This window comes from Soonwooa sp. T0.1_25 (assembly GCF_057652215.1).
Window position 1 is genome coordinate 1 of sequence record NZ_JBYFBZ010000016.1, and the last position, 17,615, is coordinate 17,615.

16 protein-coding genes are annotated in these 17,615 nt (G+C 35.1%); 10 read left to right on the top strand and 6 right to left on the bottom strand.

From position 1 onward, the window contains the following. Nucleotides 1-94 precede the first annotated feature (94 nt). The gene (locus AC23MB_RS13180) at nt 95-922 is read left to right on the top strand and encodes a hypothetical protein (protein WP_487787493.1); all 828 of its coding nucleotides are present in this window, start codon (nt 95-97) and stop codon (nt 920-922) included. Between the two features lie 111 nt (nt 923-1,033). On the opposite strand, the gene AC23MB_RS13185 is transcribed toward AC23MB_RS13180, so the two are convergent. Next, a complete protein-coding gene (locus AC23MB_RS13185) occupies nt 1,034-1,591 on the bottom strand; it encodes a thermonuclease family protein (protein ID WP_487787494.1) in 558 nt (185 codons plus the stop codon). Between the two features lie 108 nt (nt 1,592-1,699). On the opposite strand from AC23MB_RS13185, the gene AC23MB_RS13190 reads away from it, so the two are divergent. The 4 genes from AC23MB_RS13190 to AC23MB_RS13205 are packed head-to-tail and all read left to right on the top strand — an operon-like array spanning nt 1,700 to nt 3,566. Then, nucleotides 1,700-2,503, top strand: coding sequence for a hypothetical protein (locus AC23MB_RS13190; protein WP_487787495.1), 804 nt, complete (start codon nt 1,700-1,702; stop codon nt 2,501-2,503). Nucleotides 2,504-2,560: 57 nt separating this feature from the next. Beyond that, the gene (locus AC23MB_RS13195; protein ID WP_487787496.1) at nt 2,561-3,013 is read left to right on the top strand and encodes a DUF5675 family protein; all 453 of its coding nucleotides are present in this window, start codon (nt 2,561-2,563) and stop codon (nt 3,011-3,013) included. Nucleotides 3,014-3,025: 12 nt separating this feature from the next. Beyond that, nucleotides 3,026-3,292, top strand: a complete 267-nt coding sequence (locus tag AC23MB_RS13200; RefSeq protein WP_487787497.1) for a hypothetical protein — start codon at nt 3,026-3,028, stop codon at nt 3,290-3,292. Continuing rightward, nucleotides 3,279-3,566 carry a hypothetical protein gene (locus tag AC23MB_RS13205; RefSeq protein ID WP_487787498.1) on the top strand — a complete coding sequence of 96 codons (288 nt, stop codon included), beginning with the start codon at nt 3,279-3,281 and terminating at the stop codon, nt 3,564-3,566. The genes AC23MB_RS13200 and AC23MB_RS13205 overlap by 14 nt, the downstream gene beginning before the upstream one ends. A 190-nt stretch (nt 3,567-3,756) precedes the next feature. Here the strand turns inward: AC23MB_RS13205 and AC23MB_RS13210 are convergent, their stop codons facing one another. After that, nucleotides 3,757-4,182 (bottom strand): DUF6943 family protein, encoded by a 426-nt coding sequence (locus tag AC23MB_RS13210; protein ID WP_487787499.1) that lies wholly within the window; start codon nt 4,180-4,182, stop codon nt 3,757-3,759. On the opposite strand from AC23MB_RS13210, the gene AC23MB_RS13215 reads away from it, so the two are divergent. Beyond that, nucleotides 4,181-4,372, top strand: coding sequence for a hypothetical protein (locus tag AC23MB_RS13215; RefSeq protein WP_487787500.1), 192 nt, complete (start codon nt 4,181-4,183; stop codon nt 4,370-4,372). The two genes, AC23MB_RS13210 and AC23MB_RS13215, sit on opposite strands and share 2 nt — an antisense overlap. A gap of 899 nt (nt 4,373-5,271) precedes the next feature. Here AC23MB_RS13215 and AC23MB_RS13220 read toward each other — a convergent pair. Together AC23MB_RS13220 and AC23MB_RS13225 are read right to left on the bottom strand one after the other, a co-directional pair. Further along, nucleotides 5,272-6,342 (bottom strand): PDDEXK nuclease domain-containing protein, encoded by a 1,071-nt coding sequence (locus AC23MB_RS13220; RefSeq protein WP_487787501.1) that lies wholly within the window; start codon nt 6,340-6,342, stop codon nt 5,272-5,274. Nucleotides 6,343-6,426: 84 nt separating this feature from the next. Continuing rightward, nucleotides 6,427-8,307 (bottom strand): SIR2 family NAD-dependent protein deacylase, encoded by a 1,881-nt coding sequence (locus AC23MB_RS13225; protein ID WP_487787502.1) that lies wholly within the window; start codon nt 8,305-8,307, stop codon nt 6,427-6,429. 423 nt (nt 8,308-8,730) lie between these two features. Between AC23MB_RS13225 and AC23MB_RS13230 the strand changes: the two genes are divergently transcribed. The 4 genes from AC23MB_RS13230 (at nt 8,731) to AC23MB_RS13245 (ending at nt 16,813) form a co-directional block, all read left to right on the top strand. Then, complete coding sequence (locus AC23MB_RS13230) at nt 8,731-9,045, top strand: DUF6660 family protein (RefSeq protein ID WP_487787503.1); 315 nt, start codon at nt 8,731-8,733, stop codon at nt 9,043-9,045. A 110-nt stretch (nt 9,046-9,155) separates the two neighbouring features. After that, nucleotides 9,156-13,520 carry a CusA/CzcA family heavy metal efflux RND transporter gene (locus AC23MB_RS13235; RefSeq protein ID WP_487787504.1) on the top strand — a complete coding sequence of 1,455 codons (4,365 nt, stop codon included), beginning with the start codon at nt 9,156-9,158 and terminating at the stop codon, nt 13,518-13,520. Between the two features lies 1 nt (nt 13,521). Then, entirely contained in the window at nt 13,522-14,796 is a 1,275-nt protein-coding gene (locus AC23MB_RS13240) for an efflux RND transporter periplasmic adaptor subunit (protein WP_487787505.1), read from the top strand. A gap of 28 nt (nt 14,797-14,824) precedes the next feature. Further along, nucleotides 14,825-16,813: a heavy metal translocating P-type ATPase gene (locus tag AC23MB_RS13245; RefSeq protein WP_487787506.1), complete on the top strand. Its 1,989-nt coding sequence runs from the start codon at nt 14,825-14,827 to the stop codon at nt 16,811-16,813. A gap of 174 nt (nt 16,814-16,987) precedes the next feature. Here the strand turns inward: AC23MB_RS13245 and AC23MB_RS13250 are convergent, their stop codons facing one another. Continuing rightward, nucleotides 16,988-17,167 carry a hypothetical protein gene (locus AC23MB_RS13250; RefSeq protein WP_487787507.1) on the bottom strand — a complete coding sequence of 60 codons (180 nt, stop codon included), beginning with the start codon at nt 17,165-17,167 and terminating at the stop codon, nt 16,988-16,990. 61 nt (nt 17,168-17,228) lie between these two features. Next, nucleotides 17,229-17,585 (bottom strand): DUF3703 domain-containing protein, encoded by a 357-nt coding sequence (locus tag AC23MB_RS13255; RefSeq protein WP_487787508.1) that lies wholly within the window; start codon nt 17,583-17,585, stop codon nt 17,229-17,231. Nucleotides 17,586-17,615: the final 30 nt, after the last annotated feature.

Consider the following 17,615-nt stretch of genomic DNA (forward strand, 5'->3'; position numbering starts at 1 on the left):
CCTACAAACGAAAAAAAATCCTAATTTAGAACCACAAAAAAAACTGAAAAATGTGTCAACTATTTCAGGATAATACAAAACTATGCGCTAAAAGATGGGATTTTTCACAACTAATCGACTTGAAAGTCGAAAAATTGGCAAAGAAATAATAACAAGTTTAAAAAAGAAAAATAATAAAGCATTAATTATCCATTATAGTTGTGAATCTTTTTTCAATTTGAACGGTAGAACACCGAGAGTTACTTCAATTTGTATAAAAGACCGAGGAAGTAACACTACAAAAACTTTCTCAATTCATATACAAGCACAAATCGAAAAATTTGATTTGTGTTGTATAGATGATGATGAATATGATATTTTGGAAAAAAAAATGTTAATAGATTTTTACAAGTTTGTAAATAAACACCACACTTGTAACTGGATTCACTGGAACATGAGAAATGCAAGTTATGGTTTTGAGGCAATAGCAAATAGATTTAGAATTCTAGGAGGAACACCAAAAGAAATAGAATCAAAATTTAAATTTGATTTACCTGAAATATTGGGGAAAATCTATACTTACAAATTTGAAAAACATAAACCCAATGGACAATTACTAAATTTAGCGAATAGGAATGAAATTTCGAATAGAGATGCATTAATTGGGAAAGATGAGGCAACAGCATTTGATAATCGTGATTATTTGAAACTTCATATGTCTACAACTCGAAAAGTAGAAATAATTGACCGAATTTTAACATTAGAAGAAGAAAATAAATTAAAAGTTGAAGCAAGTGTTTTCACAATTTATGGAATAAGTCCAATGGGAATTTTCGAAATGATAAAAAATAATTGGCTTCTTTTCATAATCTGGAGTATTTTGTTATATCTAATCGGAGCCGCATTCGAACCAATTGTGCAAAAATATTTTGGCACAAATTAGAAAAAAAGACTGCAGATAACATTGTATTATATAAAGTCTATATAAGTTGTCCTTTATTAATGGTACTTTCTGACTTTCTTTATTAAAAAAGTACAACATAAGTATAACAAATCAGAAAACATCGATGAACAGATAGATTCCGAGGTGTTGTTGTTTAGCTTGAAATTCTAAACTCTGATAGATAGGGAGTTTTTCGCAATAATAATCATGGCTAGCTTTTGCATAGCCATTTTTTATAAGTTCTTCATTCAAGCATTTGCCGTTTGGTAGGATGACATAAGCTAACTGCCGTTTCCAGAAATCGACTTGGTGTTTGGATTCAGTGATTAATGTTAGGCGTGTGCCGACAGGCACAAGCGATAACATAAAATCTAAACTCATGAGTCCAAACTGCACCAACCTATATGCAGGAACATGGCTTTTGGCTTCGTCTTGTAGCGTTTTACGGCTTATCTTTACTTCGGGAGCATCTAATCCGTATAATCTTATTTCTTTGCTTATTTGCCCGAATTCTTCTTTCACGATTAAACTATCTCCATCCAATACCCTTTCCACAATCATGTGGGTCTCGATTTGAATGTCTTTCATTAGAAAATAATTTTCTTGGTCTTGAACCTTAAAGCTGCTCTTATTTTCCGTTCCATTTGGTGTGATTTCATTGTATTTCATTGGTTTACAGTATTTTAATTATTGTTTTTATAAAGTTAATTCAAGAAATTTATATCTGTCTAGACAACAGATTTTTTCATTCTTTTTTAACATTTAAAATTTAATATCATGGCAAGACAAAAAGGTCTTATGAAATACGTCGGAACGATTGGCGATGTAAGACATTTCAAAATCAAAGGGCAACAAGGTTTTTTCGCAGGTATGGTAGGCGGACCTACTGCAGAACAAGTGAAAACTGCCCCAGAGTTCGAAAGAACAAGAGAAAACATGAACGAGTTCGGGGGTTGTGCGAAAACAGGGAAATCTCTGAGAACGGCTTTATCTGCGTTAATGGGGAAATTTACTGATCCACAAGTTACAGGTCGATTAACTTCTATTATGAAGAAAATCAATTTGGAGGATGGAACGGAAGCCAGAGGTTACCGAAAAGTAGAAGTTTCTACCCAAAGAAAATATTTAGAAGGCTTTGAGTTTAACAAGAATCTTTCTATTAGTGGTATTTTCAATGCTCCTTATGATGTAAATCACGATGTAAGCCGCAATACTGCTGATTTTATCATTGCTGAATTTAATCCAGTTGATTTGATTTCTGCGCCTTCGGGTTCTACGCATTTCCGTTTGCTTAATGCTTTAGCGGTTTTATCAGATTTTACCTACAACCCTACTACAGGAACTTATGAACCTGAAGATATGGTCAACAACGAGTTAACTAATGTTGAATATTCAACTTACATTCCGTTAGATACGATTTATGCAGGTTCTACCTTGACTTCTGCGTTACCAGGTGCGCCAACATTAACCAATAATGTTTCGGTAGTTCAGTGTATTGGGATTGAGTTTTTCCAAGAGGTTAACGGTCAGTATTATCCTTTTGCGAGTGGTAACTGTCTCAAAATTGAGGAAGTTTTTTAGTTTGTGTTTAACAAGAGCCTTCTCAATTCGGGAAGGCTTTTTTAATTCTTAAAAGTCATGAGAACAAAAATAGTTAGAGTTGCCGAAGGCAAACAATCCACGCTATCCCATTTATATATTGATGGAATTTTCCAATGTTTTTTATTGGAGGATAAAATAAGAGCCGTAAAAATCATGAAACAAACTGCGATTCCTACAGGTTCATTTTATCTGACTTTAAATACTTGGGGCGGTAAGAATAAAGACTACGCCAATAAGTTTCCCGTTATGCATCGTGGCATGATTGAAATTGACGGTTTACCAACCTTTGACGCTGTGTATATCCATATCGGAAATACGTTCACTCAAACGGCTGGATGTCCACTTTGCGGACTAAGTTATATCAAAAAAGATGGTGATTATCAGGTTCTACAAAGTACCGAAGCCTACAAAATGATTTATCCTAAGCTGCTCAACGTTGTACAAGGAAAAGACAAAGGCATCATCATCGAAAACAATTTTCAATTCTAAAACATGGAAATCATGAGTGCAACATTGGATATCAATATTCTGTTTGGTTCAATTTCCAGTCTGTTATTGGCGGTGGTTGCTTATTTTATTAAGCAATTACACTCCGATTTTAAGAATATGGAACGCGATATTTCGGAAGTCAAAACAATGGCTTTGCTTATCAAAACAGAATTCAAAAACTCGCAAGATCTTCTCAATCAAAAAGTAGAATATCTGGAGCAAAGAGTCAATAAGTTAGAGTTTAATGTATCAAAATTACAAGACAATGAAAACAAATAATTTCAATTTAGTAAGTCGGATTCAGGAACCCACACCAAAATGGTTTCGCATTATTCGCACTGTTGGTCTTACCCTAACCGCCGTTGGTGGTGTTTTAGTAGCTGCTCCGGTGGCTTTACCTACTGCAGTTGTAACGATTGGAGGCTATTTGCTTCTTGGTGGTACTCTCGCAAGTGCACTTTCACAAACCGCCATTAAGTCGGAAGAATTCGGGAAAAATTCCGAAAAAATTCAAGAAAATCAATCTGCAGATCAAGATTCAGAAAAGCAATAGCTTTCAATTTCTATCAATTAACCCCTTTTAGGCTCGGCAATTCGTCGGGCTTTTTTAATGTACTTCTATTGCTTTCCTTTGCTTGCACTCCGTTATTTAGGAGGGTTAAATATGTTGCACTTATCTACCTTTCGAGGTGGGAATAATGTTCAAACAAATGAAAAGTCCCCGATTCGGGGACTTTAAAAAATTAGATTTGAAAATAATACTTTCGGACTAAAACGGAACGAAGTTCGGATAGCTGCTTAAGTTGTTCGGTAAACTTCTGCTCCAACTGATAAACGGCTTTGATGTCGGAAAGGATTTTGGCGTTTTCTTGCATCTTGGCAAGGCTTGGAATGATGAAATTTTGCAGAATTTTCTTGAATTCAAACAAGCGAAGCATTTCGATAACACTACCGCATAAATACGGATGAAAAAAGCCATTTTTCCAGAGCGTGAAAAATGTCCAGTACAGGTTTTCGCGTTCTTCTTGGTCGTTGCAATACAGGATAAAACAGTTCGGGCAAGGCTCAAACAGTGGCTTTCCTGCGTTGTGTCCTCTTGAAAGGATAAATAGAGCATTTTCGGGCGTTTCTTTTTCAGAATTGTACGTGCGTACTTTAAAATTTGTCATGGCGTGGGATTTAAAAATTGATGCTGCGCCGAAAATTTTTCAAAAGAAAACGAAGAAAAAAACCGAAAAAAAAAGAAAAAAAGAAAGCCCTCTTTTTAGGGGGCGGGGAATTGTGTCAAGGTTTTTTGGAAAAAGTTTTTTTGTAAATTCTTTACAAAAAAATCTTTTTGCAAAAACCCGTAGGGCTTGACCTTTACACAATATAGCGGCTGGATTAGGAAGCCCCCTAACTTGCTTTTCTTTTTTTATTTTTTGTAGGAACCCCAATGTTCTAAGAATGGTAAAAAAGGGGTGGGACGATGCTTGGCAAAGGATGGTGAGCGGTGGAAAAGGCAGGTGTATATGGCGGTTGGCGTTCAGTGTGGCGATATACTCCTGCGTGCGGTGACTGAACTGCATACATAAGCTTGCGTTGTATGGAGTGATGGAACTTGGAGAAGGTCGGATTTAGATTCGGGAAGATTCGGCAAAAACGGGTAGATAAGCTCGCACAAAAAAGATGCTTGACTTTCCGTTCAATTATGATAATATTTCATTTGGAAACTAATCGTTCTGCGCGTTGGAAAAGATAGCTGTATGACTGATTGACGGAAGGAGCTTTGTTGGATGTTTTAAAGACCGATGAAGAAATACACTAAAACTATGTGCCTATGAAACTACCGTATTTTTGAATTGGGATTTAAACAAAGCGTTGGCATAAGCTCCTGGAGGATTGAAGGAATACTGCTATGCGAGTGAGTGAAAGTGGCTGATTGCGTGAACTATTTTTTTATTTTCTATAAAATAGTTTCAGGCAAGAAGCGACTGTAACGATTGGCAAAGGACTACTCTATCTGCATCTTTTTTGTGCATCCTATAAAATGGGTGGGTTGGGAGAAAAGCGTTGGCAAGGAGAAGGCACAAAAGGGCTATGCCCGTTGTATGGGAAGCATTTAACATAATCTCACATTATAGGCATACCTTGTTGGCAGTTGCGGTAACCCTTCGACAGGCTCAGGACAGGCGGGTGGACGCAATCCCCGAAGCGGCTGCGTATGAGTATAATGTCTATTATGTTATTTGCTGGGGGAAAGCGGTGCTATTTGTAAGTTAGTTGTCAAGTTGGCGTTTCAATTCCTCTTTGCTTGGTAGGACTGCTTTATATTCTTTAGCGAAAATAGTTTTATTGTCTTCGGGAAGTGTGAATTCTACTACAGTTTTGTTTTCTTCCTTACAGAGTATGATTCCGATGGTATGGTTTTCTTCTGGAAGTTTTACCATACGGTCATAGTAATTAACATACATCTGCATTTGTCCAATATCTTGATGCGTTAATTTACCTATTTTTAAATCGAAAATAACAAAACATTTTAGCAAACGATTGTAGAAAACCAAGTCTACAAAAAAGCTATCTCCTTCAAATGTAAATCTTCGTTGTCTTCCTTCAAATAAAAATCCTTTACCTAATTCAAGCATAAAATGCTCTAATTTATTGATGATTTCGGTTTCTAAATCGGATTCAGAATAGCGGTTATCTTCTTTTAAATCTAAAAACTCTAAAACATAATGACTCTTTAGTACATCGGTTGGTTTTTCAATTATTTGACCTTTCTTAGCCAAATCTTTCACTCCTTCCTTATCACGGCTTAATGCTAAACGTTCGTAAACAGCGGAATTAAATTGTCTTTTCAATTCACGTAGGCTCCAGTTGTTTTTGGTAGATTCTATTTCATAGAATTTGCGTTCGTCTTCATTATTAATTTTCATCAATTGAATGTAATGCGACCATGACAAAGAAAATGGAAATTCAGAAATCCCTGTTTGCAGTTGGGAAATTTCGGAAATATGAGACAGCGTCTCGTAAATTGGTGCGTCGGTAGAAATACGAGACGGTGTCGCGTAATTTTGGTATATGAGATAAAATTTGCGCATCCATTGTAAATTATCAACGGAATAACCTCTACCAAACTCTTTTGTAAGTAAACCACTTAAGTTTTTAAGCGTTTCTTTAGCGTAATCTGCACGTTCTTTTCCATTTTGTTCATCTTCCACAATCATTCTACCTATCTCGAAATAGGTTAAAATCATCGCAGAATTCACATTTCGAACAATGCTATTTCTTGCATTATCTACAAGATTTTTAATAGATTGAAAAAGTTGGGAACGCTGTAAATCACTCATGTTACAAAGGTAAACATTTTGACTATCAATAATAAAATTATTATATGTACGAGAGGTTAAAACGTCTTACTATAGCAATATATACTACTTGAAAATAACAATAGCTTTTTGTTGATTACTTTCGATTCTCATTTTTTCATTGACACCATTAAGGATATTATCTAAGTTTAAAATAATTGGCTCAACAATATGTAACTCGTAATCACCTAACTCGAATTCTATGCCATGAATAATTACATTTCCCATATGTCCTGCAAGTTTCATAGGAACAATTTTGCCTTTTGATTCTTCAAAAATCTCAATATTATTAGATGTAAGTGGAACTTTAAATGAAAGTCCATTGAATGTTTGTTCAACAGGTTTATTTTTAGATTTAGCTAACACTTTTTCCAAATAAGAATCATTTTCATCTGATACTTCATTAATATCAATAGTAGAAAACTTGACTTTAAATAATTTCTCGATTTCTTTTAGTTTTTGAAAATATTCAAAGTAAAAAATATTATAATCATATAAGCCTTTTAATCCATCTGTTATTCTTTCCTCAAAATTTTCGAAGGAAGAAAATATTAAATTTCCCTCCCAAAAGGCACTGAACATTTTTCCAAGTGTTAATGAATTCATTGCTGCATAAAACTGTAATTGCTTAGCAACACTATTGATCTGTTTTGAATTTCTATAATCAACTTTAAAATTTAAAGAATTTTTATCATCCAATTCGTATAAGACTTCAAATTCATTACCGTGTAATTCAGCAACTAATTTATTCTTGTTAATACCTTGGAAAAATTTGATGTGAATATCATTCGTTTCTGTTCCATCATCAAAAATAACATCTACTTTTTTATCAAAAATAGGGCTTGGAATAACTGTCAAGTTTTGAATATCTTGGATTCCAGCTATTTTGATTCCTTCAATTCTAAAATCCCAGTCTCCAAAAGCAGATTTATCAATGACCAACTCATCTAAATATTCACCTTTTGACAAATCAATTATTTTTTCAAAATCAGGATAATCAGACTTAACTGTAAAAGTAGCAATAGATTCTGCATCACCATCTATTCCTTTAAAATTCTTAATTATATTTTTATCCTCATTGATTTCTATTTCCGATTTCAAATTGAAGTTTCTAATAAAATCTGCATAAAGTTCAGCATCAATGAACTTATTTTCAAAATCTTTTTTTATGTTATCTTTTAAATATTGTATTAGCTCTGTAAAAAGTTCTTCCCCCGTAGAATTAATGTAATGAATATTTTTACCATACAAATGATTTAATTTTTGAGGTGAAACGTTTGGTGAAACAAAGAAACATTCTTTCTTATTATTTCCAAGCTTTTTAGTAATATTATCAAATATCACGGCAATATTTGAATCATCCAAACTATATCCAATAAATAATATACTCTTGGTAGCAATTTTTTCTTTTATAACTGTCCAAAGCACATCATCCTCTTTCTTGCTACCAAAGAAATTGTCATAATCTGATCTTGTAATTATGACAGAATCAGGAACAGATAAATCACCATGAATTTTATAAAGATTTACTTTTTTATCAGAAGAATATGGAATTTGTTGGTCAGAGTATATCGTATTGATTTTGGACTTATAAACATCTTCAAAAAGTAAATCATAATTAGTTGTAACGATATTTCTAAAATGTGGAATTTTTGAAATATTCATATGAGTTGAAGTCGATATGAACTTTGATATTAAAATTCTTTCTTTTAGTTTTTGAATAAGATAATTTCTATTATTACCTTTAATTCTATAAATTTCTTCAGCTAAATCAGGTAACAATAGATTACTATTGATACTATTTTTTTCGCTTTGAGTTAATCCATCAAAGATAAATTCTGACAATTGGTTACCTGTCGGCAAACCAGCATATAATGATAAGCCAGCACCTACCCATAATACAACCTCACCACGACTTATTAACTGAAATAAATTTTCTTTGTACATTTTTTCAAACTAGAATTTTCGAAAGTAAATTGTGAGATATAGTATTATCCCGTGAATTTTCAAATATACAAACTGCGAATGAAAGAAAAAAGAGGAAAACCGTAATGACGTAAGAACGTAAGAGAAAATGAAGAAAACTTTTAGAAATATTTTTGGATTTGAAAAAAACTATTTTAGATGGACTAAATGATGCAAAATAGTGAAAGGTAGATTTTCGTTTGCATTGGTTTATATTAATTGCAGATGTTTTTTGAATGATGGAAAAACAAAAAAAATGTTTTGCACAAAAGTAGCTACGCATCTTACGTTATAAAAAAAGCGAAAAGAAAAGTAATTGGATGAAAAAACTGATTTACAATAGGTTATTTGCGAAAATGACTAAAAAATAGTGCAGCATAAAGAATTAATCTCTATCTTTGCCCTGTGAAGTATTTCGGAATTTTCTTTGCAGTTTTCTTTACCATACTCGTTACAATGCCTTGTAACGATGGCTTGGCACAAACTGTGGTAAATAAAACGCAACTTCATAAGGATCACAAAGAATCATCAGAAAAACATTCTGATTTATGCTCTCCATTTTGTAGTTGCTCATGTTGCGGAATGCAGATTTCCGAAGCAAGCTATAGCATTTATCATTTCGAGCAAGAAATTTTCCCAATCTATTCAGAAATAGTAAGTTACCAACCTCAAAAGGAGTTTGGTATCATCTATGGTATTTGGCAACCGCCCAAGATTTAATTTTTATTGAGTTTTTATACGCGTAAGCGAGAACATTTGCATTGTCTTATGTTCTAATCGCTGTGTAGGTCGTATGTAGAGAATTATTTTCAGTAAAAATTAAATAGTCTATGTTAGATAGTATTATCAAATTTAGCATCAAGAACAAGATTGTCATTGGTATTATGACCTTGGTGCTTATTATTTGGGGTGTATGGAGCGCCACCAAATTACCCATCGATGCTGTACCCGATATTACGAATAATCAGGTTCAGATTATCACCGTTTGTCCCACTTTGGCGGGGCAAGAAGTAGAGCAACTTGTTACTTTTCCCATAGAACAAAGTATTGCTAATATCCCCGATATTGAGGAAACCAGAAGTATTTCGCGTTTTGGATTATCAGTAATTACCGTTGTTTTTAAAGAGGAAGTCGATATTTATTTTGCTCGCCAATTAATAAATGAGCAGTTAAAGCAAGCTGCAGAACAAATACCCAAAGGCGTTGGCACACCAGAATTAGCCCCTGTGAGTACAGGTTTGGGAGAAGTGTATCAATACATTTTGCATCCTAAAAAAGGAAGTGAGAAAAAGTATACAACGCAAGAGTTACGAACGATGCAAGATTGGATTGTTCGTAGACAATTAAACGGAACGCCTGGCGTTGCGGAAGTGAATAGCTTTGGTGGTGAAGTAAAGCAATATGAAGTTGCTATCGATCCAAACAGACTTCGAGCGATGGGCGTAAGTATTACCGAGATTTTTGATTCCTTAGAAAAAAACAATCAAAATACGGGTGGCGCTTATATCGATAAGAAACCAAACGCCTACTTCATTCGTGGAATTGGAATGGTAACTTCTTTGGAGGATGTGAAAAATATTCCTGTAAAAAACGTTTCGGGCAGCGTACCAATTTTCATTAAAGATGTTGCGGATGTTCGTTTTGGGCATGCCATTCGATACGGAGCAATGACCTACAATGGTGAAGTGGATGCTGTAGGCGGAATGGTGATGATGTTGAAGGGCGCCAATTCTAACGAGGTTGTAAACTTGGTAAAAGACAAACTACCAACTATTCAAAAATCCTTACCTGCGGATGTTGTGATAGAACCATTTTTGGACAGAACCAATTTGGTTGACAGAGCGATAGCCACCGTTGAAAAAAACCTAATTGAAGGAGCTTTAATCGTTATTTTTGTATTGGTTTTGTTCCTTGGAAACCTACGTGCTGGATTAATCGTTGCTTCAGCCATTCCACTTTCGTTATTATTTGCTTTAGGAATGATGAATGTTTTTGGTGTAAGTGCCAATCTGATGAGTTTGGGAGCGATAGATTTTGGATTGATAGTAGATGGTGCTGTGATTATTGTAGAAGCCACTTTACATCATTTAGGATTGCGAAAATCCACGCAAAGGCTTACCCAATCGGAAATGGATGAAGAAGTTTTCCTTTCTGCATCTAAAATTAGAAATAGTGCCGCTTTTGGTGAAATCATCATTCTTATTGTTTACATCCCTATTTTAACATTGGTTGGTGTTGAAGGAAAAATGTTTACACCCATGGCTAAAACAGTAGGTTTTGCAATTTTGGGCGCGTTAATTCTATCTTTAACCTATATTCCTATGATGAGTGCTTTGTTTTTATCTAAAAACCCGACGCACAAAGAGAATATTTCGGATAAGATGATGAACAAACTGCATAAAGTGTATGAACCTCTTCTACGAAAAGCTTTGAAAATTAAGTATTGGTTGGTTGGCGGAACGGTTGCCTTGTTTGTTTTTAGCGTTATGATTTTTAATAGAATGGGTGGAGAGTTTATTCCGCAATTGCAAGAAGGCGATTTTGCTTTCCATTGTATTTTGCCACAAGGAAGTTCTTTAACTCAAAGTATTGAAACATCCATGCAAGCTTCTCGAATTATTAAAGAATTTGACGAAGTAAAAATGGTAGTTGGTAAAACCGGTTCTGCCGAAGTTCCTACAGACCCAATGCCGCCTGAAGCGTCTGATATGATTATTGTTTTGAAACCAAAAAGCGAATGGAAAATTGATAAAACGTATGATGAATTAGGCGAGGAAATACTCGAAAAACTAGAAGTTATTCCAGGAATTTTCTTTGAAAAAAGTCAACCTATACAGATGCGTTTTAATGAATTGATGACGGGCGTTCGTCAAGATGTTGCTGTAAAAATATTTGGTGAAAATTTGGATTCTTTAGCCATTTATGCAGATAAAACCGCTAAAGCCATACAAAAAGTGGAAGGTGCAACTGCACCGCAAGTAGAACGCGTAAGTGGACTTCCACAAATCAACGTCGAATACGATCGTACCCGAATGGCAAATTACGGATTAACGATTGAAGACGTAAATACTGCGGTAAGTACAGCTTTTGCAGGACAAGCGGCGGGACAAGTTTTTGAAAACGAAAGACGTTTTGACTTGGTGGTTCGATTGGATAGTCTTCACAGAAGCAGTATTGACGATGTGAATAATCTGATGATTTCAACCCCAACGGGAAGCCAAATTCCTTTGTCGCAAGTGGCAAATGTAGATTACAAATTGGGTCCATCACAAATCAGTCGTGAAGAAGGAAAACGCAGAATTGTAGTTGGTTTCAATGTAAAAGATCGCGATGTAGAAAGCGTGGTAAAAGACATTCAAAGTCAATTAGAAAAGGAAATCAAATTACCTTCTGGATATTATTTCACCTACGGCGGACAATTTGAAAACCTACAAGCTGCAAGTCAACGATTATTAATTGCCGTTCCTGCCGCATTGTTGTTAATCTTCATGTTGCTGTATTTTACGTTTAAATCCTTTAAACAAGCAATACTCATCTTCACTGCAATCCCAATGAGTGCGATAGGTGGTGTTTTCGCATTGCTTATTCGGGATATGCCGTTTAGTATTAGTGCCGGAATTGGTTTTATTGCCTTGTTTGGCGTTGCGGTTTTGAATGGAATTGTTCTAATTGGAACGTTTAATCAACTAGAAAAAGAAGGAGAAACCGATATTATAAAACGGGTGTTTGAAGGAACAAAAACGCGACTACGTCCCGTATTGATGACTGCTACAGTAGCCTCTTTAGGATTTTTGCCCATGGCTATTTCAACAGGCGCCGGTGCAGAAGTTCAAAAGCCTTTAGCAACCGTAGTTATTGGTGGTTTAATTACCGCAACTTTCTTAACCTTATTTGTTTTACCGATGCTGTATATTATTTTCAGTACAAAAATCAATAGAAGAAAAATGAATTTGAAACCCATTAGTACGGTTATTATTTTCGGATTTTTAATATTAGGTCAAGGTTTAAATGCTCAAAATACATTGTCGTTAAGCATTGAACAAGCGACTGAAATGGCAGTGAGCAACAATCCACTTTTAAAATCAAAAGATTTGGATGTAAAAGTTTCGGAAGCTTTGAAACCTACTGCAAATGAACTTCCTAAAATGGATGTAGGTGTTCAGTTGGGGCAATACAGCAGTCCAAAATTTGATCAATCATTTTCCATTTCGCAAAGTATTCCTTTTCCAACTTTGTTTAAGGCAAGAAAAGAATTGATTAATCAAGAAATAAAAAGCAAACAAATCAATAAGGAAATTTCTACAAATGAGTTGGCAAAACAAGTTCGAACGTATTATTATCAAATCGAATATTTGCAATACAACCAAACCAAATTGCAAAAAATGGACAGTTTGTATCAAGATTTTATCCGAATTGCAACCGTTCGTTTTAATGCGGGCGACATTAAGAAAATCGAAATTAATACGGCAGAAACGCAACGTGGTGAAATCAATCTTTTGCTAAAACAAAATGATGTGTATTTGCAAAATGCGTACAAAAATCTGAAAACTGTTTTGTACACCCAAGATGACATTCGAATTCCGCTTAATAAGCATTTTGAACCTTTAAAAGTAGATTATGTTTTAGACAGTTTTGCGGTTGCCAACCACCCTATTGTTAGGGCTTTTTATCAAGAAATGGAAATCGCAGAGAAAACCAAACAAGTGGAAAAATCGCAAGGTTTACCCGAGTTTAGTTTAGGCTATACCAATCAGTCTTTAATAGGTTTTCATACATTGAATGGTCAAGAAAAATACTTCGACGCAGGAAACCGATTTCACGCTGCTACGATTGGAGTTGCCATTCCATTAACTTTTGGTGCAACGAAAGCAAAAATACAGTCATTGGAATATCAAAAACAAATGGCTGAAACTAATGCAAAATTGCAGCAACAACAACTTACTACTCAGCTTGAAAACGCTTTCAACCAATATCAACAAGATGTGATGCAGTACGAGTATTATGTGAACCAAGCTTTACCAAACGCTGAAAAAATTGTCAAAGCGGGACAACTTGGATACAAAACTGGAGAGATTTCGTATGTGGAATATCTTTTTGCTTTACAAACCGCAACCAATATTCAGTTGAAATATTTGGAGTCGATACAGCAAGTAAATCAGTCAGTCATTAGTATTAATTCATTACTTAATAAATAACATGAAAATTAAATATAGCATTCTAAACCTAGCTTTTGTCGCTCTACTTACAACAAGTTGTTCTAAAAAAGAAAAATCTGTTGAAGGCGAAGTAAAAACTGAACAAGCTGAGGAACATCACGAGGAAACGCCACAAACCATTGCTACACTTACGGAGGAACAAATGAAAGCCGTAGGCGTAACACTTGGTAACATTGAAATGAAAGAATTGGCTTCTACAATCAAAGCTAATGGGATGTTACGAGTGCCTAACAACAACAAAGCTACCGTAACTTCTCTGTACGGAGGTGTTATAAAAACATTGAATGTGCAAATTGGTAGCTACGTAAGAAAAGGGCAAGTAATAGCCACCATTGCCAATCCCGAATACATCCAATTGCAAGAGCAGTATCTTACTGTAAACAGCAGAATTACCTTTGCCCAACAAGAATACCGCCGTCAAAAAGAATTGTTTGATAACGATGCAGGAGCCAAAAAAAACCTGCAAAGTTCGAGTGCTGAATTGAAGTCTTTACAAACACAAAGAGCATCACTTTCTCGTCAACTGCAAATGATGGGTATTAATCCGAGTTCAGTGAACAATGGAAATTTACGTTCTGGCTTAACAATAACGTCGCCAATTAATGGCACAATAAGCGCTATTAATGCTCAAATAGGAAGTTATGTAGACGTTTCTTCACCCGTCGCCGAAATAATCGACAATGCGTCTATTCATTTGGATTTACAGGTTTTTGAAAAAGATTTACCCAAAATGCAAGTTGGGCAAATTGTTCATTTTAAACTCACTAATAATCCCGAAATTGAGTATGATGCACGCGTTTACAGTATTGGTTCTTCTTTTGAAAACGATAGCAAAACCATTTCTGTTCACTGCACTGTAACCGGAAGTAAAACGGGACTTATCGATGGAATGAATATTACAGGTGTTGTAAGTTTGAGCAATACCACAACACCTGCAGTTCCTAATGAAGCGATTGTAGAAGCGGATGGGAAGTTTTATATTTTCGTAAAAACAGATAAGAAAGCGGAAGAACATCAGGAAGAAGGCGAAGAACATGCTCAGGAAAAAAGCAAGGAACAAACTGCAAAAAGTGATGGTCATGCTAACGAAAAAACAATGAATTTTGAAAAGATAGAAGTTGTGAAAGGTTCATCCGACATGGGTTATACAGCGATAACTACAATAAATGAAGTTGATCCTAATGCGCAAATTGTTGTAAAAGGAGCATTTTTTGTTAATGCAAAATTAAGTAACGCAGGAGAACACGAACATTAATTAAATACCAACATCAAAAAATAAAATTATGTCTAAACAATGTTGCAGTACAGACGAAACTGTACCCGTAAAAAATAAAAATATCCCACCAACAGAACAACATTCTGACGATGATGGACACAACCATGGCGAAGCATCAACTACTAAAGAAGGTGTATTCAAAATGTTTCTACCTGCGATAATATCCTTTGTGATTCTAATGGTAGGATTGGCTTTTGATTATTATGTAAAACCCGATTGGTTTGCAGGTTGGGTGCGCATCGTATGGTACGGTGTGGCATATCTACCCGTAGGATTACCCGTAATAAAAGAAGCAGCTGAAAGTATAGGAAAAGGTGATGTATTCTCCGAGTTTTTTCTCATGAGTATCGCTACCATTGGTGCTTTTGCGATTGGTGAATATCCCGAAGGTGTTGCCGTAATGTTATTTTATGCAGTTGGTGAAGCTTTTCAGGATTTGGCTGTGTCACGTGCGAAAGGAAATATCAAATCATTGCTTGATCAGCGTCCTGACGAAGTAACGATTTTGGAAAACAATCAAACCAAAACCATTAAAGCTGCGGAAGCCAAAATCGATCAAATTATTCAATTAAAACCGGGTGAAAAATTGGCTTTGGATGGTGAATTGCTAACCGATAATTCTTCTTTCAATACGGCCGCATTAACTGGGGAAAGTAAACCCGACACGAAATCAAAAGGCGACACCGTTCTTGCTGGAATGATTAATTTAAATTCCGTTTCTCAAGTACGAATTACCACTCCGTATGAAGATAGTAAGTTGAGTAAGATTTTAGAAATGGTTCAAAATGCGACTTCTCAAAAAGCACCAACCGAACTATTTATTCGAAAATTTGCAAGAATTTACACGCCAATCGTCGTATTTCTAGCTATTGGAATCTGTTTACTACCCTATTTCTTTATTCAAGATTACGAGTTTAAAACATGGTTGTACAGAGCATTAATATTCTTGGTGATTTCATGTCCGTGTGCTTTGGTGATTTCCATTCCGTTGGGCTATTTTGGTGGAATTGGAGCTGCAAGTAAAAACGGAATCCTATTTAAAGGAAGCAATTTCTTGGATAAAATTGCCGAAATTCAAAACGTGGTGATGGACAAGACAGGAACCATGACAGAAGGGGTTTTCAAAGTTCAAGAAGTGAATTTGAAACCTGAATTCAACAAAGATGAACTTCTAAAAATGGTGAATGCGTTGGAAAATTTGAGTACGCATCCCGTTGCTACAGCTATTCATGAGCATGTAGGTGAAGTTGATACTACTATTCAATTAGAAAATTCCGAAGAAATCGCAGGTCACGGATTGAAAGCTACGATTAACGGAAAAGAGCTTTTGGTTGGGAATTTCAAATTAATGGATAAATTCAACATCAAGTACGATATTGATCCTTCAAGCATCGTTTACACCCTAATTGCCGTTGCTTACGGTGGACAATTTGCAGGCTATATTACTATTGCGGATAGCATTAAAGAAGATGCGAAACAAACGGTGGAAAAACTACATCAATTAGGCGTGAAAGCAACGATGTTGAGCGGTGACAAATCTACCGTAGTTCAGTTTGTAGCTAAAGAACTGGGAATTGATAATGCTTTTGGCGATTTGTTGCCCGAAGACAAAGTGAATAAAGTAAAAGAAATTAAAGCCAAAAATGAAACGGTGGCTTTTGTGGGCGATGGTGTAAATGACGCTCCTGTTGTGGCTTTAAGTGATGTAGGAATTGCAATGGGCGGTTTGGGTAGTGATGCCACAATTGAAACTGCTGATATTGTGATACAAGATGATAAACCATCAAAAATCCCAATGGCAATTAATATTGGGAAGCAAACCAAAAAGATTGTTTGGCAAAATATTATTTTGGCATTTGTAGTGAAAGGCATTGTTCTCGCTCTTGGCGCAGGCGGAATAGCTACGATGTGGGAAGCTGTTTTTGCAGATGTTGGTGTTGCTTTCTTGGCAATTCTTAACGCCATACGAATTCAACGGATGAATTTCAAAGCTTAAAACAAAAAACGCTTGCGATGGCAAGCGTTTTTTTTATGTTTTAAAAGATTATTTGGCTTTACAACAACCATCTAATTTAGCATAGGATTCTGGATCTGCTTTCACATCATCCGCATCATAACCCAATTTAGCAATAGCCGTTTTTATGGTGGCAATATTGGTTTTCTTTGGGTTTTAATACACGATAATTTCGTTAGTATCTTCGTATAAGGTATACATTTTTACACCTTTTGTTTTTAGCATATTGGCTTTAAAGTTTAAGCCACAAGTTTCGCAAGCTTTGCAATGGTCGCAATTGATTTTTGTTTTGATTACGGCTCTACCCGACTCTTTTTCTTGTGCTTGTAACGACATTCCGAATCCTAAAAAAAGAATGAAGAAAAATAAGATTTTTTCGGAATAAAGTTTTTGAAGATTACGCCTTTATTTGAGCCTTTTCAAACATTAATTTTAAATCATTTGGAATCGGAAACGATTTCATTGGAGGAACATTTGCAACACCTGGATTACCAATAGGAATAGTACCTACAAAAGATTTAACGCCACCAAAAATTAATCGTGGTATTTGTCCTAAAACTTCTTTAGTACTTTTAATTTTAACCCCGAAAATAAGCATTTTCCAATGTACAGCATTATGAGTAAATGGATAACGTTGTCCTAAAATATGGGCTCTTTCCAAATGTTTCCATGCTTTTTGTAAATCGTTTTTAGTAAAAGCAATTCTATATTTGTTAAGTTCTTCCAAGTAAAAAGGCTGTAGTTTGGAAGGCATTTTTAGATTAAAATTCATGAGTATAATACT